The sequence below is a fragment of the uncultured Campylobacter sp. genome (genome assembly GCF_938039205.1).
Lineage (GTDB): Bacteria > Campylobacterota > Campylobacteria > Campylobacterales > Campylobacteraceae > Campylobacter_A.
The window spans coordinates 1-17,763 of record NZ_CALHVM010000024.1 but is presented as its reverse complement, the minus strand read 5'-3'; the positions used below and the strand labels follow the sequence as shown (position 1 = coordinate 17,763).

Below are 17,763 nucleotides of genomic sequence, written 5' to 3'. Positions count from 1 at the left end.
TTACGCTTCCTTCTTTTCAGGTTTAGATACTTCTACTAAGATATGAGAAGTCGGTTTGCGGATTCTGCTTGCGCTTCCTCTCGCTCGCGGTCTAAATCTTTTTAATACTGGGCCTGCATCCACGCGGCAGCTTGTCACGATAACCTCTTCAGGCTCAAATCCACCGTTAGCTACCGCAGAGCTGATAGCCGTAGCGATAAATTTGGCGCCGCGGTTTGGCATAAAGCTAAGGCTAGCTAGTGCAAATTCTGCGTTCATACCTTGTACTTCTCTTGCGATTAGTCTGGCTTTAGTCGGAGATAATCTTACGAATTTAATAATTGATTTGCTCATCTTATCCCCTTACTTACCGATTTTCTTTTGCACTGAGCCTTTGTGACCCTTAAATGTGCGCGTAGGAGCAAATTCGCCTAGTTTATATCCGATGTGGTTTTCCGTAACGTATACTGGAATGAAGCTCTTGCCGTTATGAACGTTAAACGTTAGGCCTATCATTTCAGGCACTATCGTGCTGCGTCTAGACCATGTTTTTATCGGCTTGTTGTCGTTAGCTTTTTTAGCGGCAACGACTTTTTTCATTACATGCTCATCGACAAAAGGTCCTTTTTTGAGTGATCTTGCCATCTCTATTTACCTTTCCTTCTTGAAATTATAAGCTTATCGCTAGCCTTCTTGCGGCGAGTCTTAGCACCTTTGGTCGGTTTACCCCATGGAGTAACAGGATGACGGCCTGAGTTTTTCTTGCCCTCACCACCGCCGTGCGGGTGATCTACTGGGTTCATCGCAGAACCGCGGGTTTGAGGACGGATACCTCTGTGGCGATTACGTCCGGCTTTACCGATAGTTACGTTCGCCCAGTCTTCGTTACCTACTACGCCGATACTAGCCATGCACTCTGCGAGCACTTGTCTCATCTCGCCGCTTGGCAAGCGAAGCATTACGTATTTTTCCTCTTTACCCATTAGCTGAGCATAACCGCCGGCTGAACGAGCCATCTGAGCGCCCTTGCCCGGTTTTAGCTCCACGTTATGTACGATAGTACCAACAGGGATGTTTCTTAGTTTCATCGCGTTGCCAGGTTTTATGTCTAGACCTGCCTCGGCTGCTGCTACGACGTCGCCAATGTTTAGCCCGTTTGGTCTGATGATGTAGCGTTTTTCGCCGTCTTTATAAGCGATAAGCGCGATGCGGCAGTTTCTGTTCGGATCGTACTCGATAGCTTCGACTTTACCTTCGATACCAAATTTGCGGCGTTTAAAGTCGATGATTCTATAAAGCTTCTTCGCTCCGCCTTCTTTATGTCTAGAAGTTATTCTACCATTGCTATTTCTACCGCCGCTTACAGGGATCTTTACAAGTAGGCTTCTCACGCTAGGTTTAGCGGTGATGTCCTCGCTTGATAAGCCCGTCATAAATCTGCGGCTAGGTGTATAAGGTTTATATGTTTTTATCGCCATCTTACGCCTCCGTGTTTTCTAGGCTTGAGCCTTCAGGCAACTGAACGTAAAATTTCTTTATCTCGCTTCGTTGTCCTTCTCTTCCTTTGAAACGCTTAACTTTTCCGTCGATTCTAAGCGAATTTACGCGAAGCGGCGTTACTCCAAAATACTCTTTCAAAATTTCTTTCAGCCTGTTTTTAGTCATCTTAGGCGAAGTTTGTATGACGACCACGCCTTGCTCTTGAAGACCGAGAGTTTTTTCCGTATATAAAATCGTTTTGATATCAGTTATATCTGCCATTTCAGCCCTCTTTTATTATAGATTCAAGTGCGGCCTTCTCGATAACGACGGCACCGTAAGTCGCCACTAAGTAAGCGTTTATCTCGCTCGCATCGATTAGATAGCAGTTTGATAAATTTCTAAACGCCAATAGCGTGTTGTCGTCAAGCAGATCTTTTACGACCAAGGCATCTCTCAAATTTAACGCGCTGATTACTTTAGCAGCGTCTTTAGTCTTACCGCTTGCGATCTCTATGCTATCTACCGCGAAAATTTTACCCGCGTTAGCTTTTTCGTTTAGCGCGAACTCAAGCGCCAATCTTTTTTGCTTTTTATTGACCTTTTGGAAATAGTTTCGCTCGTTGCTCGGACCAAACGCCACTGCGCCGCCTACCCAGACGTTAGTTCTGGTTGAGCCCGCTCTAGCGCCGCCGCGACCTTTTTGTCTCCACGGTTTTTTACCGCCGCCGCTTACGAAAGCTCTGGTTTTGGTGTGAGCCGAATTTGAACGCATACCGGACAAATAAGACTTAACGTAAAGATATAGGTTGTGCGGGTTAATCTGGGCGTAATTAGCCGGTAGATCAAGCTCGCTAGCTTTTTCAAATTTTTCGTTTAATACGCAAACTTTACTCATTTTACTATCCTTATTCTGCCCATTGCGCCGTTATAGCCAGCGACGCTGCCTTTTAAAACCAAAATTCCGTTTTCGGCGTCAAAGCTTACGATTTCGTTTTTAACGGTAACTTTTTCGTTTCCGGTGTGTCCGGCCATTTTCATACCAGGCTGAACGCGTCCCGGCCACTCGCGGTTACCGATAGAGCCGTGTCTTTTGTGGAAGCGAGAACCGTGGCTTTTTGGGCCACCCGCAAACCCGTGTCTTTTCACGACGCCTTGATAGCCTTTACCTTTTGAGCTGAAGCTAACTTTTAAAATTTTAGCCGAGCTAAGCGGACTAAAATCAAGATCGCCTGCCTCTTTATTGGCGACTTCTAGGGTTGCGAATTTATTAAATTCCGCCGTTAGGCTATATTTTTTTTGCTGACCCTCTATGGCTTTATTTTTTGCTTTACCTTTAGCATAAGCTACTATCGCGCTGCCGCATTCGCTCACTTCGCAAACTTTAGCGTTTACGACTTTTAGAAGCGTAACAGGGATACTCGGGTTGTTTACCGTTCTGCTCATGCCTATTTTTTCTACGATATATTCCATCTTTCACCTCGCCTTTATTTGCCCATCGCGCGGACTTCGACATTAACCTCAGGGGCTAAGTCAAGCTTTGTTAGCGAGTCGACGGTATCGGGCGTAGCCGCTACGATATCTAGCATTCTAGCGTGAATTCTCATTTCAAACTGCTCGCGTGAGTCTTTGTTGATGTGTGGTGATTTTAAGACCGTGTAGCGTTTGATCTTCGTAGGCATCGGCACCGGACCTCTGACGTCGGCGCCCGTTCGTTTGACAGCTTCTACTATGGCTGCAACTGTGCGGTCGAGAACTCTATGGTCATAAGCTTTAAGCTTAAGCCTGATTCTTTCCATTTTCTTTCCTTTGAATAGAACTTGTCGCAAACATACGACACTTCTTACTTGTGTAAGAGACTCGGATTTTATCCAAATGGCTTTTTAAAGTCAATATTTTGAGCAAATTTGATGAAATTTAATAAAATTATTTCCTTTTTATAAGGAAGTTTTTGCAAATTTGGCTGAAAATTTGATGCGAAATATTTAAATTTGGTTTGATGTAAATTTGGACGGGTTTATTCGAACGCAAATTTGGTTCGAATAAAATTTTGCTTTCATAGTGTCTGCGTTTTTCTCGCTCAAATTTAATACATTTTCTTTTAAAAGCGGTAAATTTTAGATCATCTTTTGAGATAAAATTTTAATTAGCTTCCTCTTTATAAGGAAACTTCGCTATAATTTTCCAAATTTAAAAGGCAAAAAATGCAAATCCTAAACGCGCTTTATCAAAATCCGCCAAAAAATATCAAATTTATAAATAGAAAATTTGAAATCGTCGCACCCAAAACGCTGATAAAAGGCAGTATAGGAAGCGGCAAAACATCTCTAATCGCTGGCTTTTTGTCGGCATTTGAGAGCAAAGAGTTTTTGTACGTAAATTTAGGCGACCTTCGCATAGATGCGGATGAGATTTTGTCAAATTTGCCAGAGTTTTTACGCCAAAATCCACAGATAAAAATTCTAGCGATCGATGATTTCGAGCAGAGATTTCAGGAAAAATTTGAGCGAATTTTGGAGCTAAATTTATCAAATTTTATCCTAGCCTCGCAATTTAGGGACGTAAATTTAAGCGGCTTTAGCGAGCTAAATTTGGATTTTTTAGACTACGAGGAGTTTATCGCATTTTTTTCGAAAAAGATCGATCCAGAAACGCTTTTTAGCCACTTTTTGCTTCACGGCAGAAGCCCCGCGTCGGCCTTTTGCGATCCCGAAAACGTCGCGGTAAATCTACAAACCGCGCTAAAATCCTCACTCTCCGCCACACAGCTGGCCGTACTAAAAGAGTGCGTGAAAGCTCAGGCGCAAAACGTGAGCGTTTTTGAGATTTTTAGCACGCTAAAATCCACCCGCAAAATCTCAAAAGATAGCGTTTACGGCGCGCTTAGCGAGCTGGAAAATATGAGCGCGGTTAGCCTGGTAGAGAAATTTAACGAGCCAAACGCCGCAAAAAGGCTTTATTTTAACGACTTTGCGTTTAAAAGTGCACTAAGCCTAAAAAAGGACTTCGCTAAGAATTTTAATAACACGATTTTTTGCGAGCTAGCCAAATTTAACGAGCAGATTTTTTATACAAAAGAGCTTGATTTTTTCCTGCCAAAAAGGAAACTTGCTATCATTTGCTCGCCGTTTAGCGATGCGGATTTGGTCTTTTTAAAATTTAAAAAACTGCACGCAAATTTAAAAATTTTAGGTATAAATAGGCTACAAGCAATCAGTGTGGCAAACTCGGGCAAGACGAGCATAGAGGGCATAAAATGCGAGGTCGCGCCGTTTTCTCGCTGGGCGCTAGGCATATAAAGGAGCGATTATGAGAGCGGTTGCGACGCTATTTTTGGCTTGCGTTTTGGCGCTAGGCTACGAGATCAGACACGAAAACGAGGGTAAAATTTATAAATTTGCAGGCGAGGCGGACGGGAGCAAATTTGAGCTCTATATCAGTGAGCTTGAGGCCGAGTTTGAAAATTTTAGCGATAAAGGCGTCGTTTTACCGCCCAAATTTCAAGGTCACGCATTTTTTGAGGGTGCCAGATACGACTTTAGTAAGGGCAGCATCGAAAGATCAGGCGCCGCTATAACGGCCGTAAGCGCGATCACCGAGTGGCTAAATCTGAGCGTGAAAGCGGATAACGGCGAACTAACGGGCAAGCTAGCAATCAGAGGCAAGGCGCGAAAAGCCATGCTAAAACATGTTGCAAGCTATGATTTTGCCGCGCTCGGACTGCAAGAGATCGGGCAAGACGGAGCGCGATTTGAAGCCGTAGCGAGCGACTTTTACTCGCCTAAATTTGCGCAAAATAACAAAAAATCTCTCGCAGCAAAACTTGTAAATTTTAAATCGGCATGGCTCAAAGACTCCTCAAACAGCGCCGCAAACGCGCTAAATAACCTCGAGTACCAAAACGGAAAAATAAGAAGCGTCTGCGAACTAGGCGCAAGCGGAAAAGTCTGCAAAACCGTCTGGCTCAAAAACCTAAAAAAGATAAATTTAAGCGACGTTTTTAAGGATCTAAACGATACAAATTTAGCGGCGATATTCGCAAAAGAAAAGATAACGCCGAGCGAAAATTTTACACTCTCGCCAAGCGGCATTACATTTTTTGACGGTGCGGCCGGCGGTAAAAACAGCGAGATCTCGCTACCGCTTGAACTCGTAAAAGAGTATCTAAAACAAAATTTCGGGCTGTTTTAGGCAATTTTTTGAAAAGTGGAAGGCAAAATTTGATACGAATCAAACCGAAATTTGATGACTTAAACTCCAAAAAATACGTGAAAGCATGCCGATGAAAAACAAATTTGACGCCCAAATATGCGGTATCGACGAGGCTGGACGCGGTGCGCTAGCGGGCCCCATGGCGGTAGCCGCATGCGTACTAAAGCGCGATATAGCGGGCCTAAACGACTCAAAAAAACTGACTGAAAAGCGTCGCGAGGAGCTGTTAAAAGAGATAATAAAAAACTCGGAATTTCTCATCGCGTATTTTTCAAACGAGCAAATCGACGAGCTGGGGCTTAGCGAGTGCCTCAGACGCGCGCTGCGGCTGTTTAAGGCGCATTTTACGGACTGCGAGCTGCTCTACGACGGCAACGCAAACTACGGCACCGGCATAAAAACGATGGTCGGAGCCGACGGCAAGGTCGCGCAGGTGAGCGCCGCAAGCATCCTAGCCAAGGTAAGCCGCGACGCGCTGATGCAGGCGTGGGACGGCGTGTATACGGGCTATGGATACGCCGCACACAAAGGCTACGGCACGAAAGCGCATCTAGACGCGATCGCAAGTCTTGGCGACTCGCCGCTGCAAAGGCGTAGCTTTCACGTAAAAAGCTTTGAGCGCGGGCTGTTTGATGAGTAAATTTGACTTTGTGTAGCCTTGTTTTCGTAAAATAGATTGAACATTTGCGCGACGATAAATTATACGAATTTTACGCATAAACATCAAAAACTAAAACTATTTTCTTTAAATTTAACTGTTTTATCGGCGACCTTATGAGTGACCGAGTTATGCGATACGGCCTAGTTGCCAAATTTGATTCTACAAGAAAACAAGAGCAAATTTGATATTTACGCATACTTCTGATCCCCAGGACAGCTCCCGTTCGACGTAGCGTAAAACTGCAAATTTGGCTTATTTTGCGCAAGATATTTTTAAAAACTACAAAATTTCTCGTAAATGCTAGCAACCGACTCGTTCGTATAAACATCGTGCCGATGCTTAGATTTTCGCGCTTCGTAGTCTGTTTGGCAAGTCTTTTTAGGATGTACTTTTTCTTGCCGTTAGCATTAAAAAGCCTAAATTCATGCACTCCCGGCTCCTTGGCGCGCTCTATTTTTTCTATGGCTTTTGCATAAATTTTAGATATTTTGCAGCGTCCGTGAGTAAATTTTCTAAGCTGCCATGCGAGATATTTTTTATATAAAAGATGTCTGTTATGCCGTTTTTCTCGACGTCTATGTCGTAAATATAAATCTGCCAAACATCTTTACTGAGCGCAAATTTCATGCGTTTATGGATGCGAATTTTGACGCTTTCGTTAAGAGCATTTCAGGAAAAGCTTTAGATATAAAAAATAGTGCGAAAACTGCGGATTTTTTATAAATTTCGCGGTGGGATTTTTACGTATTTGTAGCCAAAATTTGCGGCCTTATAGCCCAAATACGCGTAGAAGTCGTCGCAAATTTCGCGCGCGCAGCGTCCGTTTTGCTCTGCTTCGTTTGGAGTGCGGTTATCTTGGAGTTAGCCGTAAATTTTCTTTAAATTCGCAAGATTTGCGCTCAAATTTAAAAGTAGCATATCGGCTGTTACGAGCCTTGCCATCGCGGTGGCTACGACGCTGCCGCGCACTCCGATACACGGATCGTGCCGTCCGCGCAGCTCGCAGATGACGTCCTCGCCGCGCACGTTTTGCGTCGGCTGAGATAAAAATATCGACGGGGTCGGCTTAAAATGCGTCTTTATCACGACTTCTTGCCCGCTCGTCATACCGCCTAGCGTTCCGCCCGCGTGATTTGAGGCAAAACCGAATTTCTCGTTTGAATTTGAGCCGCGGCAAGTGCTTTTAAATTCGTCAAATTTGCCTCCGTTTAAATTTGACCGCTGCTTCGCGCCGTCAAGAGTAGGGTTATCCGCGCTCAAATTTACGCCCGCATACGCCGCGCCCATCGAGTCGTTATTTTCGCTACCGCGCATCTTGCTGGCATTTGCGCCCTCGCCGATCTCTACGGCTTTGACTCCGTTTATGCCCATCATCGCAGCCGCGATTGCCGCGTCAAATTTATAGTATAGCCCCTCGCCAAGCCCGGCCGGCGCGCCGCGGATAACCGTGACGACGCTAGCTCCGACGCTGTCGTGATCACGCTTGGCTTTTAGGATTTCCTCTTTCATCGCCTCTTCGTTACCTAGCGAAAATATCTCCGAGCGCGCCGCCAGCTCGAAATCCAGCCGCTCGCCGCACGATATCTCGCCCACGCTAGCCACGCCGCTTTGCACGCTGACGCCAAACTCGCCCAGCAAAATTTGAGCTATCGCGCCGCCCGCCACGCGCACAGCCGTCTCTCTAGCCGAGCTGCGTCCGCCGCCTCTGTGGTCGCGGATGCCGTATTTGCGGTAGTAGGCGTAGTCTGCGTGACCGGGGCGAAAAAGCTCGCGTAAATTTTCGTAATCGCCCGATTTTTGATTTTCGTTTCGGATGATAAAGCCGATCGGAGTGCCTGTGCTCAAGCCATCAAACACGCCACTTAAAATCTCTACGCAGTCGCTTTCGCTCCTGGCCGTGGCAAATTTCGAGCCGCCCGGCTTTCGTTTGTCAAGCTCGCTTTGGATAAAATTTAAATCGATACGCACGCCCGCGGGAAAGCCGTCTAGCACGCCGCCGATAGCCGCTGCGTGACTCTCGCCAAACGTCGTTAGCGCTAGTTTGCGTCCAAAGGTGTTCACTTGCCCTCTCCTAAAATTTCAAGCGCGGTTTTGGCGGCTTTTTGCTCGGCTTCTTTTTTGCTCTTGCCCGCGGCTCGCGAGATTTCGCGCTCGTTTAGCATCAGCGCGATCTCAAATTCTTTCTTATGATCGGGCCCTTTTGAGCCCACCAGCACGTATTTTGGTATCTCGGCGAAGCGCGCTTGGGTGAGCTCTTGCAGCGCGGTTTTATAGTCTTTTACCATGCGCTCAAAATTTATATCGGGGTAGCATCTCTCAAAGGCCTTTAGGCTGGCCGCGCGCACGGCGTCAAAGCCGCTTTCTAGGTAGATCGCGCCCATCAGCGCCTCGAAGGCGTCTGATAAGATCGATGCTTTTAGCCGTCCGCCGTTGTGCTCCTCGGCGGGCGAGATATTGATGAGCTGGCCTAAATTTAGATATTTGGCGAGCTCGGCAAAGCTTTTTTCATTTACTAGCGCGGCGCGCAGTTTACTTAGATCGCCTTCGCTCAGACGCGAAAATTTGTGAAAAAGATAATCCCCGATCACCAGATCCATCACCGCATCGCCCAAAAACTCGAGCCTCTCGTTGTTTGCGCCGCCTTTTACGCTTTTATGCGTGAGCGCGGTTTTTAGCAGTTTTTCGTCTTTAAATTTATATCCTAATTTCTCTTCCAAATTTCGCATTATTCGCCTTTTAAGCTATTTTTTATCTTTACGGCTTGTTCGCGCGCCATCTCGTCGCAAAGCTCGTTTTGCGGGTGTCCGGCGTGGCCTTTGACCCAGATCGCTTCGACCTCGTGCGGCTCGCTAGCAGCCAGATACTCCTGCCACAGCGGGACGTTTTTTACGTTTTTAAAGTTTTTCTTCACCCAGCCCTCTAGCCACGCATTTACGGCGTTTGCGACGTATGAGCTATCGGTGTAGAGCTTCACTCGGCAGGGCTGCTTTAGCGCTTTTAGTCCTTCGATCGCAGCGCGTAGCTCCATTTGATTATTCGTCGTATACGCCTCGCCGCCGCTTGCCGTTTTTTTGTGCTCGCCGTACTCTAGGATGTATGCCCAGCCGCCGGGACCCGGGTTGTCCAGGCACGAGCCGTCGCTAAAAAGGCATACTGTTTTCATCGGATTTTTCCGTGATGTGAGGCAAAATTTGCACACTGCCTAGCTCGCTACACATCGGACAGCGGTAAAAATGCATCGGAAAGGCGTTTTTGCAGCTCTTGCAAACGTAGTTAAAGCTAAGCACGGCTTTGTCGTAGTCGGCCACCTTTAACTTCTTTAAAACCTCTAGCTCAAAGCCCAGCGGCGCGCCGTCCTCGTCGCTCATGCTTTTGACGAAAAATAGACTCTTGTACTCGGGATCGGTTAAATTTACGGGCGAGTTTTGATAATAAACCAAATCCAAAACATCCTCAAGCGGCGGGAAATCGCTAAAATCCTTAAGCCCCGAACCGCTTAAATTTAGCCTCTCCATCGCCATACGCCGCACTAGTGCAAATTCGTCCTTTAGGGCTAAAATTTCGCCGATTTTAGCGGTTTCATCTTTGCTTTTATCCGCTAAAATTTGTAGCGCCTTGATATACGCTGTTTGCGCTCTCACGCCCTCGCCAAGCTCCTGTAAGGCATCCAAAGCCTGCAGCGCGCCCTCGTAGTCTTTTAGTTTTTCGAAAATTATCGTTAGGGATTTTAGCGCGATTTGATTTCGCGGAGAGATTTTTAGCGCCTCCAAAAATACGCTCTTTGCGCGCTCAAGAAAGCCCGCCTTAAAATAAGTTTGACCAAGATCGGTAAAAATTTGCTCCTTTGCCACGCGGTTTTTAGCCCGCTCTAAAGCCACAGCATAGACGTTGATAGCCTTTTCAAAATACCCGCTTTTTGAAAACGTCCCCGCCAAAAAGCACATCGTAGCCGTATCTGCGCCCGAGTTTATCAAAAGCTGTTTGTTTTCGTCGCTAAGGCCTTGAGATTTGCCGAATTTTTTCAAAAATCCCGCGATCTCCGCCTTTTCATCCTTGCTCTTAAAAACGCCCCATGCGTAGCTAAAAACGGCGATCACGAGCACCGCGGCGACTAGCACCACGAGACCGAAAATCGGGTCTCTAAATTCGATAAAAAATATATCCAAAATGCCGCTTTCTAAAGTCAAATTTAACGCCGATTATAGCGAAACGATTGTATAATCTCGCTTATGATCGATCCAAAATCAATAGAAAGACTAAAAGCGCAAACCGATATCGTCGATGTCGTCGGGCACTATCTGCCGCTAAAAAAAAGCGGCGCGAACTTCGTGTGCGTCTGCCCGTTTCACGACGATAAAAACCCGAGCATGAGCGTGAGCCCGTCGCGCGGGATATTTCACTGCTTTTCGTGTAAAGCCGGCGGCGACGCGATCAAATTCGTGATGGACTACGAAAAGCTAAGCTACCCCGAAGCCGTCGAAAAGATCGCAGGACTACAAAATTTCACGCTAAACTACGTGCGCGGCGGCGAACCGGCGAAAGAAAACAAACACATCCTAGAAAACGCAAACGCCTTTTACCGCTCGCTGCTTTACAAAACTCCCGCGGCCGTCGAGTACCTGTACTCGCGCGGTATCACGGACGAACTGATAGATAAATTTGAGCTAGGTTTCGCGCCTGAGAGCGCACAGACGATAAGGCTACTGCAAAACGAACACATCGAGCCCAAAGAAGCCCTAGAAGTCGGCATCGTAAAGCAAAACGAAAACGGCATCTACGCTAGCTTCATAAACCGCATCACCTTTCCTATCTATACGCACGCTGGACGGCTGGTAGGCTTTGGCGGGCGCACTATCAGCGGCAATCCTGCCAAATACGTAAATTCGCCCCAGTCCGCGGTCTTTGACAAATCCACGCTTTTTTACGGCTACCACCTGGCAAAGCGCGAAATTTTCGCCAAAAATCAGATCATCATCACCGAAGGCTACATGGACGTTATCATGCTGCACAAGGCGGGCTTTAACAACGTCGTAGCCGTGCTTGGAACCGCGCTCACGACCAAGCACCTACCGCTTTTAAAGCGCGGCGAGATTAGCGTTATTTTGTGCTTTGACGGCGACGATGCAGGCATAAACGCCGCGACGAAGTCCGCCCTGCTGCTTGCGCAAAACGAAATCGACGGCAGCGTCGTCATTATTGAGGGCGGCGCAGATCCGGCCGATATGGTGGTAGCGGGCAAGATAGAGTATCTGCGGCAAATTTTTGAAAGCGGCACGGAGATCGGCGAATTTTACATCAGGCATCTAGCTAGCGGCTTTGACCTCTCGCGTCCCGTACAAAAGCAAAAGGCGCTAGAAGCGATCCAGGCTTTTACGGCAAGCCTAAAACCCGTCGTCGCAAACTCTTACGTCCCGCTCGTGGCTAAAATTTTAAAGATAGCCGAGGGGTCGTTTTGGTTAACTAGAGGCGCAAATACGCAAGCCGCTCAGGAGCGCATGCAAGCCTACGAAATACAAAATTTGGGCAAAAATCAGCGCGGGCGTAAGGATATACTTGAAATTCGGTTTTTAAAAACGATGATCGAAAATCCAAATTTTAAAAGAATTGTTTTAGAAAATTTAAAAACTGAGTATTTTGTGCGGCACAGAGATATTTTCGAGGCCGTAGCGCAGGGAGTCGATGCGGACGATCCGGCCGTGCGCGAGCTGATGTTTGAAAACTACGACGCCTTTAAAGACGAGGATGAAATTTTAAAAAATATAGTTATTTTAAAAGTGAGATTTTACGAGAATTTGCACAAAGAATATTCGGCAAAACAAATTCCTTTAGAGGAAAAAAAACAAATACTATCAAAAATAAAAAAAATTATTGAGGAACTAAAAAAATGAAAGCGTTAGTTTTATTTAGCGGTGGGCTGGACAGCATGATCGCCATCAAGCTGCTGGCAAACCAAGGCATCGACGTCACGGCTGTGCACATCGACATCGGCTTTAGCGGCGACGAGAAAAAGGCCGAAATTTTACGCCGCCGCGCGAACGAAGCCGGAGCCGAGCTTAAAATAATCGATATCAGAAACGAATACCTACGCGACGTGCTTTTTACGCCAAAGCACGGCTACGGCAAGCACTTTAACCCCTGCATCGACTGTCACGGATATATGTTTAAAACCGCGCTTGCGATAATGCGCTCGGAGGGTGCGGACTTTATCGCGACGGGCGAGGTGATCGGCCAGCGTCCGATGAGTCAGAGACGCGACGCGATGGCGCAGGTCAAAAACGCCGCGGGCGACGAGGAGGATCTTATCTTGCGCCCGATGTCCGCGCAGCTGATGAAGCCCACGAAGCCCGAGCGCGAGGGTTGGGTCGATCGCAGCAAACTGCTCGCCATCAGCGGACGCGACCGCAAGAGGCAACTCGCGCTTGCCAAGGAGTTTGGCTTTAGCGAGTACGAGACGCCTGGCGGCGGGTGCTTGCTCACGATCGAGAGCTTTGCGAATAAAATCAGAGATTTCATCAAATTTGACCCTGAAATGACTAGCGCGGACATGCAGCTACTGCGCGTCGGACGCCATCTGCGCCTACCAAACGGCACCAAAATGATCATCGGCCGCGACGAAAACGACAACGCCAAACTGCTAGCTCTAAATAATCCAAAATTTACTCAGATCAAATTTGACAGCGATATCGTGGGCGCGGTGAGCTTCGTGGATGCTAAATTTAACGAAGCCGACCTCGAGTTTGCCGTGCGGCTGGCGCTTGCCTACACTAGAGCGGATAAAGATACGGCAGTGCTCGCTAGAGTCGGCGAACGCGGAATTTGCGTGAAGCCGTTTGAGAGCAAGCAGGCTGCGCAGGAGTTTTTTGTTAGTTAAATTTATGAGCTTTAAATTTGTCTGATTTGCGAAAACGGCAAAATTTAAAGCTAAAAATACTATCTTTCTTTGAAATTTGCCGTAGAATTTACCGCAAATTTTAGAGCCTGCGCACGGATAAATTTCAAATTTACGACACAAATCTTTTATTTTAACTCGGCAAATTTAATTTACATTACGACGCAGTAAAATCAAAATGATACTGGCTTTTATTTTATTTTGATATATTTTAAGTATAATTCTCATTTTAATATAATAATGAGAGTTTTGCGATGGATTATCAAGGATTATTTTTATTGGCGCAGTTTTTAAACGAGAGAAAAAAGGCGAGCCGTAAGGAAATAGCGGAGTTTTTATCGAGCAAAACGGGTGCGAGTCTGAGCAAAACCGACGCGCTTTTAGGCGTCATAGCAAGTAGCCCTAAAATTCAAGCTTTGTTGCAAGAAAAAAGGATCGTTTTAAAGACTTCGCGCGGGATTTATGAGATAAGCAAAGCCGGCGAAAAACTCCTAAAAAGCAAAAATGCTCGGCAAAATTTTGAAGCTTGGATTGATGGCGTTTACGGCAAAACTGCGACGCAAAATTTACCAGCGCCCAAAACTAAAAAATACCTAAAAACCATCACCGCTCTCGTCGTGCATGAGATAAAAGACAAAATGATCGGCGAAGCTATCAAAAAGCCGATAGAGGCGATAAAAACACTCGCGCTAAAACTCATGAAAAAGCATAAATACTTAGGAAAATTCTATGCTTTTAGACACGTTTTTTTGGCGCTTTTGGCTGCCAAGATCGCGTTTGACGTCGTCAAATTCTTTAAAAATCGCAAGCTAGAAAAACTGCTTGCAGGCAATCAGCCGATAGGCTGTTAGCCAAATTAACAGAAAATCATAAATTATTTATTGCAACTTTGTATTTTGTCGCCCGTCTATAATCAATCGCACAGCATACTAAGCCACAAAAATTGATTACATCAAAACTCCAACGGAGTAAATTTTAACCTCAGCTTGACGTGCGACCTGCTTTTACGATCCTTGTTTCAAACTCCAACGGAGTAAATTTTAACTTTTTAGCGTTCCGCATGTTAAAGCTTCCAAAACCTTGTTTCAAACTCCAACGGAGTAAATTTTAACAGCACCAAAATATACATTTTTAGGGCTATAAAAACTCAAAGTCTATATTTTTACGCCTTAAATTTGCATAAAAAGCAAAATAATATCGATACAAAATGCCCTAAATTTCATCATTTCTAGAATCTTAGAAAAAGCTTTATCGACATGATTTGGATTTAAAAAGGCACTTAGAAATCAAATATCCCGCCGCAACAAAAGTAAGCTAGCATCCCCCAACCCGACACCATACCCAAAGACGCATAAGTCAAATTTGACCGCAAATGAATAGCGATTTTTGTGCCGCATTTTAATGAAGTCAAGGCCCCAAAATCAAATCATCAAAATGCAACCGCGACCTTTTGCTGTCCCTGCCGACAAATATCAAATTTACCCCCACCTAGATCCCTCGTAAGGCGCATCCTCGCAGATACATTTTTTGATCTGATTAGCCTCGACCTGCCGCCACGTGAGATCGCGCCCGCCTATAGAAACCGTTTCGCCAAGCCTTGTGATCATCTTTAGCTCGATCTTTTGCACGGCGTCGTTACTAAATTTTATCCGCCCGGCGTCCGTTTGGAAGTCCTTTGCGGTGATCTCTTTTTTATTTAGCATATTAAAAATCAGCGTATCGCCCAAAATCGGCTTAAAAATCTCGGCAAGATCGAGGTGCAGGCTCAGCGCGCGGTAGTTTGGCTCGTGCAAAAAGCCGATGCGCGGATCAAGCTCGGTTTTGTAAATTTCGCTGAGGCAGACGTTATAAATGCGCGTATTTACGTAGCTTATGAAGCTGTTGATTTTATCAGCGGGCGGGCGCTTGGAGCGAACGGTAAATTTAAAGCTTTTTTGATCCGCGATTATCTCGTTCCATTTTTCGTAGTATAACTTTTGAAACGCCCCTTCCACAGCCATTATCGCAGGCACGTCCGCAGCAGCGTTTAGCGCCTCTATGTGGGGCGAGACGTCAAATTTTACCCCGTGTCTTTTGCAGTTTGCCGCGTCGTTTAGGATGTGCGCACGAGTGATCTCGCGAGCGATGTAGGCGCGCTTAAGCGGATCGTCAAAGGCGCGGACCTGATTTAGTAGCACAAAGCCGCTTTTATTGACCGAGTTTGAGGTGTTTGGATAAAAGTTGCCGCGAAAGCTCTGATATGGGCTAAAAACGTGCAAAAGGACGTTGTTATCGGCCAAAAACGCCATAGTGTAGGTATCGATCTGCACTTTTGCAAGCACGTAAATTTCATCGATCGCATTTATCGGCAAAATTTTACTAGCGACGACCGCGCCTGCATCGTCAAATTTATCAAAATAGATATTGTTATTTTGCCTGCGAAGCCTGCCTGCGCTCAAAATAAAATGCGTCCTATCGCTTTTTTGCATCTTTTTTCCTTAAATTTAGCCGGGATTTTAAGTGTCGCCGTCAAATTCGGCAAATTTACGCGAGCAAATTTAACTAAACAGCGCGCCGCTTTTATCCTGTCCGATGACTATACGCTTGGAATACTTCAGCGAATTAAACGTGTAAATCACGATAGAGTCAAGCTGCGTAATGCACTCTTTTTGCAGCATTGCGCTTAGTTTTTTAAAATCGCTCTCGCGGATTTCGCCTTCAAAAACGGAAAACTGCACGCGCGGCAAGAACTTCTCGACCGCCTTTCTGATGTGGCTTGCGTTGTTTTTCTCTTTTTGCTCGGCGCCGGCGATGTAGTAAAATAAAATCACGTACATTTTTCTAAATTTTAACTTGCGCAATATCCGCTATAGGCGCAGTTTGCGCAAAATTTGCCCTGCGTAAATTTCGGCGGTCGCTCCAGATTTACGAGAGCCGTTATTTCGCTTAAAATTTGCTCGATCAGAGCGAAATTTTCGCTGCTGTCATCCACTAAAATCACCTTTTTACCGCTGATTAGTTTGCCTTTTACCTCTTTTAAATTTAAGCCCGTTTTTAAAAGATAGATATAAAAAAGTAGCTGCATCTTACCCGCAAGCTCGTTTTTTAGGCTCTTTTTGTATTCGGTGACGAGGTAATGTCCGCGCTGCTTGGAAAGTTTGTCGAATTTCAAATTTGAAAAAACAAAGTCCTGCAAATCGCTCTCTTTGATCTCCGCCAGCGCCTTGCCCATCAGCACGTTTTCATCCTCCTGATCGGCGTGGATATGGTGCGCGTAAAGCCACGCCTCGCGCTTGCAGGTGACGTAATAATTCACAAGCGTACCGGTGATTTGGTCTTTGCAAAACATTAGTCAAATACCTCGTCTGTGATGTCTAAATTCATATCTTTTTTGAGCCCGTAATCCGCACTATAAAAATAAGACGAGCCAAATGGCAGATAAAACATATCTTTTAGTCCGCGTATTTGCCTTAAATTGGGCGTCAATTTCTCTTTATCTTTAAACGTTACGTTTATGCTAAATTTCGATAACTTTCTGATGTGATTTTTTAAAATATCTCGTATCGTAAATTCGTTATTTTGGCTATTTTTAATTTCGACAATCTTAGCTTCAAAATCCTTGATAAAATTTTCTTCGGGCTCGATTATTAGCGTTTGTTTGCAGTTATCGTTCATAATTTCTTCGATTTTTTGGTTTATATTTTCGAATTCTAGCTTTTTTATCTCGCTTTGTATATATAAATTTTCCAGTTGATCGCTGATTTTCTGAAAATACAAATTTGAAATTTCTAAAATTTCACTCTCTCGCACCTCTCTTTGTTTGAAAATTTCTAAAATCGCTTTGCTTACTTTCTGCAAATCGCCATAAATCAAATTTGTAAATTTACTTATTTCGGGAAAGACGTATAGCTCGCCGCGGATTTCTCCAAAATGCCTATTTACGCGGCCTGCGGTCTGTATAATCGAGCTAATGGGCGCAACTTCGCGAAATCCAACGTCAAAATCAAGATCCACTCCCGCCTCGATAGACTGCGTGGAGATAAGTAAAATTTTACTCGCGAGCGGATCTTTTTTGCTCTTACTTATCCCACATCTTACCATTCTTATAATTGCGCGCTTATGTATATCATACATATATCCGTTTAGACAAAAGCAGCTAAATTTATCTCTTAGTTTTACAAACAGCTCCTGCGCTTTTTTGATCGTATTTACGACGACGAGGGTATTTTTATCGCTTGCAGTCTCGCAAATCTTTTTTAAAAGATCCTCTTCGCCGCTTACGTCAAGCCATTTTATGACGTATCTATCCTGCTTTGAAAAATACTCCAAATTTGAAATTTCTTTGAAATTGTCACTTTTGATCACCGGCATCGTCGCCGACATAAATATAAAAATAGTGCCGAGCCGCTGCGAGATGATCTCGCAAAGCAAGATAAAATCTTTTCTAAATTTATATGGGATCGCTTGCGCCTCGTCGATGATAACGACGCTATTTTTGAGCTGATTAAATTGTATGATACACCCTACGAAACACCCCGAGCTTATCCAAAGCTGGTCTCTCAAA

Annotated in this window: 23 protein-coding genes; 6 read left to right on the top strand and 17 right to left on the bottom strand. The window is 45.2% G+C overall.

Annotated features, from left to right (window positions below; all coding sequences use genetic code 11):
* The 7 genes from rplV to rpsJ are packed head-to-tail and all read right to left on the bottom strand — an operon-like array spanning position 1 to position 3,257.
* Positions 1-333, bottom strand: a complete 333-nt coding sequence (gene rplV, locus Q0394_RS03325; protein ID WP_002947114.1) for a 50S ribosomal protein L22 — start codon at positions 331-333, stop codon at positions 1-3.
* A 9-nt stretch (positions 334-342) separates the two neighbouring features.
* Positions 343-624 (bottom strand): 30S ribosomal protein S19, encoded by a 282-nt coding sequence (gene rpsS, locus Q0394_RS03320; RefSeq protein WP_002947116.1) that lies wholly within the window; start codon positions 622-624, stop codon positions 343-345.
* Between the two features lie 2 nt (positions 625-626).
* Complete coding sequence (gene rplB / locus Q0394_RS03315; protein WP_298945552.1) at positions 627-1,457, bottom strand: 50S ribosomal protein L2; 831 nt, start codon at positions 1,455-1,457, stop codon at positions 627-629.
* 1 nt (position 1,458) lies between these two features.
* Entirely contained in the window at positions 1,459-1,740 is a 282-nt protein-coding gene (locus Q0394_RS03310) for a 50S ribosomal protein L23 (protein ID WP_002947118.1), read from the bottom strand.
* A gap of 1 nt (position 1,741) precedes the next feature.
* Positions 1,742-2,356, bottom strand: coding sequence for a 50S ribosomal protein L4 (gene rplD / locus Q0394_RS03305; RefSeq protein WP_124851296.1), 615 nt, complete (start codon positions 2,354-2,356; stop codon positions 1,742-1,744).
* Positions 2,353-2,931, bottom strand: a complete 579-nt coding sequence (rplC, locus tag Q0394_RS03300; RefSeq protein ID WP_298945551.1) for a 50S ribosomal protein L3 — start codon at positions 2,929-2,931, stop codon at positions 2,353-2,355. The genes rplD and rplC overlap by 4 nt, the downstream gene beginning before the upstream one ends.
* A 14-nt stretch (positions 2,932-2,945) precedes the next feature.
* Entirely contained in the window at positions 2,946-3,257 is a 312-nt protein-coding gene (rpsJ, locus tag Q0394_RS03295) for a 30S ribosomal protein S10 (RefSeq protein ID WP_002947121.1), read from the bottom strand.
* A 405-nt stretch (positions 3,258-3,662) separates the two neighbouring features.
* Here rpsJ and Q0394_RS03290 point away from each other — a divergent pair, with 405 nt between their 5' ends.
* The 3 genes from Q0394_RS03290 to Q0394_RS03280 all read left to right on the top strand — a co-directional run bounded on the left by Q0394_RS03290 (position 3,663) and on the right by Q0394_RS03280 (position 6,310).
* Positions 3,663-4,757 (top strand): ATP-binding protein, encoded by a 1,095-nt coding sequence (locus Q0394_RS03290; RefSeq protein WP_298945550.1) that lies wholly within the window; start codon positions 3,663-3,665, stop codon positions 4,755-4,757.
* A gap of 10 nt (positions 4,758-4,767) precedes the next feature.
* Positions 4,768-5,649, top strand: coding sequence for a hypothetical protein (locus Q0394_RS03285; protein WP_002947125.1), 882 nt, complete (start codon positions 4,768-4,770; stop codon positions 5,647-5,649).
* A 91-nt stretch (positions 5,650-5,740) separates the two neighbouring features.
* Complete coding sequence (locus Q0394_RS03280) at positions 5,741-6,310, top strand: ribonuclease HII (protein ID WP_298945549.1); 570 nt, start codon at positions 5,741-5,743, stop codon at positions 6,308-6,310.
* A gap of 70 nt (positions 6,311-6,380) precedes the next feature.
* Here the strand turns inward: Q0394_RS03280 and Q0394_RS03275 are convergent, their stop codons facing one another.
* The 6 genes from Q0394_RS03275 to Q0394_RS03250 form a co-directional block, all read right to left on the bottom strand.
* The gene (locus tag Q0394_RS03275) at positions 6,381-6,761 is read right to left on the bottom strand and encodes a hypothetical protein (protein WP_298945548.1); all 381 of its coding nucleotides are present in this window, start codon (positions 6,759-6,761) and stop codon (positions 6,381-6,383) included.
* A 29-nt stretch (positions 6,762-6,790) separates the two neighbouring features.
* A complete protein-coding gene (locus Q0394_RS03270) occupies positions 6,791-6,958 on the bottom strand; it encodes a hypothetical protein (protein ID WP_298789632.1) in 168 nt (55 codons plus the stop codon).
* Between the two features lie 234 nt (positions 6,959-7,192).
* Positions 7,193-8,392, bottom strand: a complete 1,200-nt coding sequence (gene aroC, locus Q0394_RS03265; protein ID WP_298945547.1) for a chorismate synthase — start codon at positions 8,390-8,392, stop codon at positions 7,193-7,195.
* A complete protein-coding gene (gene rnc / locus Q0394_RS03260; RefSeq protein WP_298945546.1) occupies positions 8,389-9,057 on the bottom strand; it encodes a ribonuclease III in 669 nt (222 codons plus the stop codon). The genes aroC and rnc overlap by 4 nt, the downstream gene beginning before the upstream one ends.
* Positions 9,057-9,494, bottom strand: a complete 438-nt coding sequence (rnhA, locus tag Q0394_RS03255; protein ID WP_298945545.1) for a ribonuclease HI — start codon at positions 9,492-9,494, stop codon at positions 9,057-9,059. The genes rnc and rnhA overlap by 1 nt, the downstream gene beginning before the upstream one ends.
* Positions 9,472-10,497, bottom strand: a complete 1,026-nt coding sequence (locus Q0394_RS03250) for a hypothetical protein (RefSeq protein ID WP_298945544.1) — start codon at positions 10,495-10,497, stop codon at positions 9,472-9,474. Before Q0394_RS03250 ends, rnhA begins: the two co-directional genes overlap by 23 nt.
* 63 nt (positions 10,498-10,560) lie before the next feature.
* On the opposite strand from Q0394_RS03250, the gene dnaG reads away from it, so the two are divergent.
* From dnaG to Q0394_RS03235, 3 genes are all read left to right on the top strand, one after another.
* Complete coding sequence (dnaG, locus tag Q0394_RS03245) at positions 10,561-12,219, top strand: DNA primase (protein WP_298945543.1); 1,659 nt, start codon at positions 10,561-10,563, stop codon at positions 12,217-12,219.
* Entirely contained in the window at positions 12,216-13,202 is a 987-nt protein-coding gene (locus tag Q0394_RS03240) for an argininosuccinate synthase domain-containing protein (protein ID WP_298945542.1), read from the top strand. Before dnaG ends, Q0394_RS03240 begins: the two co-directional genes overlap by 4 nt.
* Before the next feature lie 296 nt (positions 13,203-13,498).
* Entirely contained in the window at positions 13,499-14,071 is a 573-nt protein-coding gene (locus tag Q0394_RS03235; protein ID WP_298945541.1) for a restriction endonuclease, read from the top strand.
* A 627-nt stretch (positions 14,072-14,698) separates the two neighbouring features.
* Here Q0394_RS03235 and cas1 read toward each other — a convergent pair.
* The 4 genes from cas1 to Q0394_RS03215 all read right to left on the bottom strand — a co-directional run.
* Positions 14,699-15,688, bottom strand: coding sequence for a CRISPR-associated endonuclease Cas1 (gene cas1, locus Q0394_RS03230; protein WP_298945540.1), 990 nt, complete (start codon positions 15,686-15,688; stop codon positions 14,699-14,701).
* A gap of 69 nt (positions 15,689-15,757) precedes the next feature.
* The gene (gene cas2 / locus Q0394_RS03225; RefSeq protein WP_298945608.1) at positions 15,758-16,036 is read right to left on the bottom strand and encodes a CRISPR-associated endonuclease Cas2; all 279 of its coding nucleotides are present in this window, start codon (positions 16,034-16,036) and stop codon (positions 15,758-15,760) included.
* Between the two features lie 11 nt (positions 16,037-16,047).
* Positions 16,048-16,548 (bottom strand): CRISPR-associated protein Cas4, encoded by a 501-nt coding sequence (locus tag Q0394_RS03220; RefSeq protein WP_298945539.1) that lies wholly within the window; start codon positions 16,546-16,548, stop codon positions 16,048-16,050.
* Positions 16,548-17,763: helicase-related protein (locus Q0394_RS03215; protein WP_298945538.1), on the bottom strand; the 1,216-nt coding region annotated here is incomplete at its 5' end. The genes Q0394_RS03220 and Q0394_RS03215, both read right to left, overlap by 1 nt.

Coding starts and splice junctions, on each gene's coding strand:
- rplV (WP_002947114.1), bottom strand. CDS start 333: ATGAGCAAATCAATTATTAAATTCGTAAGATTATCTCCGACTAAAGCC.
- rpsS (WP_002947116.1), bottom strand. CDS start 624: ATGGCAAGATCACTCAAAAAAGGACCTTTTGTCGATGAGCATGTAATG.
- rplB (WP_298945552.1), bottom strand. CDS start 1,457: ATGGCGATAAAAACATATAAACCTTATACACCTAGCCGCAGATTTATG.
- Q0394_RS03310 (WP_002947118.1), bottom strand. CDS start 1,740: ATGGCAGATATAACTGATATCAAAACGATTTTATATACGGAAAAAACT.
- rplD (WP_124851296.1), bottom strand. CDS start 2,356: ATGAGTAAAGTTTGCGTATTAAACGAAAAATTTGAAAAAGCTAGCGAG.
- rplC (WP_298945551.1), bottom strand. CDS start 2,931: ATGGAATATATCGTAGAAAAAATAGGCATGAGCAGAACGGTAAACAAC.
- rpsJ (WP_002947121.1), bottom strand. CDS start 3,257: ATGGAAAGAATCAGGCTTAAGCTTAAAGCTTATGACCATAGAGTTCTC.
- Q0394_RS03290 (WP_298945550.1), top strand. CDS start 3,663: ATGCAAATCCTAAACGCGCTTTATCAAAATCCGCCAAAAAATATCAAA.
- Q0394_RS03285 (WP_002947125.1), top strand. CDS start 4,768: ATGAGAGCGGTTGCGACGCTATTTTTGGCTTGCGTTTTGGCGCTAGGC.
- Q0394_RS03280 (WP_298945549.1), top strand. CDS start 5,741: ATGAAAAACAAATTTGACGCCCAAATATGCGGTATCGACGAGGCTGGA.
- Q0394_RS03270 (WP_298789632.1), bottom strand. CDS start 6,958: ATGAAATTTGCGCTCAGTAAAGATGTTTGGCAGATTTATATTTACGAC.
- rnc (WP_298945546.1), bottom strand. CDS start 9,057: ATGCGAAATTTGGAAGAGAAATTAGGATATAAATTTAAAGACGAAAAA.
- rnhA (WP_298945545.1), bottom strand. CDS start 9,494: ATGAAAACAGTATGCCTTTTTAGCGACGGCTCGTGCCTGGACAACCCG.
- dnaG (WP_298945543.1), top strand. CDS start 10,561: ATGATCGATCCAAAATCAATAGAAAGACTAAAAGCGCAAACCGATATC.
- Q0394_RS03240 (WP_298945542.1), top strand. CDS start 12,216: ATGAAAGCGTTAGTTTTATTTAGCGGTGGGCTGGACAGCATGATCGCC.
- cas1 (WP_298945540.1), bottom strand. CDS start 15,688: ATGCAAAAAAGCGATAGGACGCATTTTATTTTGAGCGCAGGCAGGCTT.
- cas2 (WP_298945608.1), bottom strand. CDS start 16,036: ATGTACGTGATTTTATTTTACTACATCGCCGGCGCCGAGCAAAAAGAG.
- Q0394_RS03220 (WP_298945539.1), bottom strand. CDS start 16,548: ATGTTTTGCAAAGACCAAATCACCGGTACGCTTGTGAATTATTACGTC.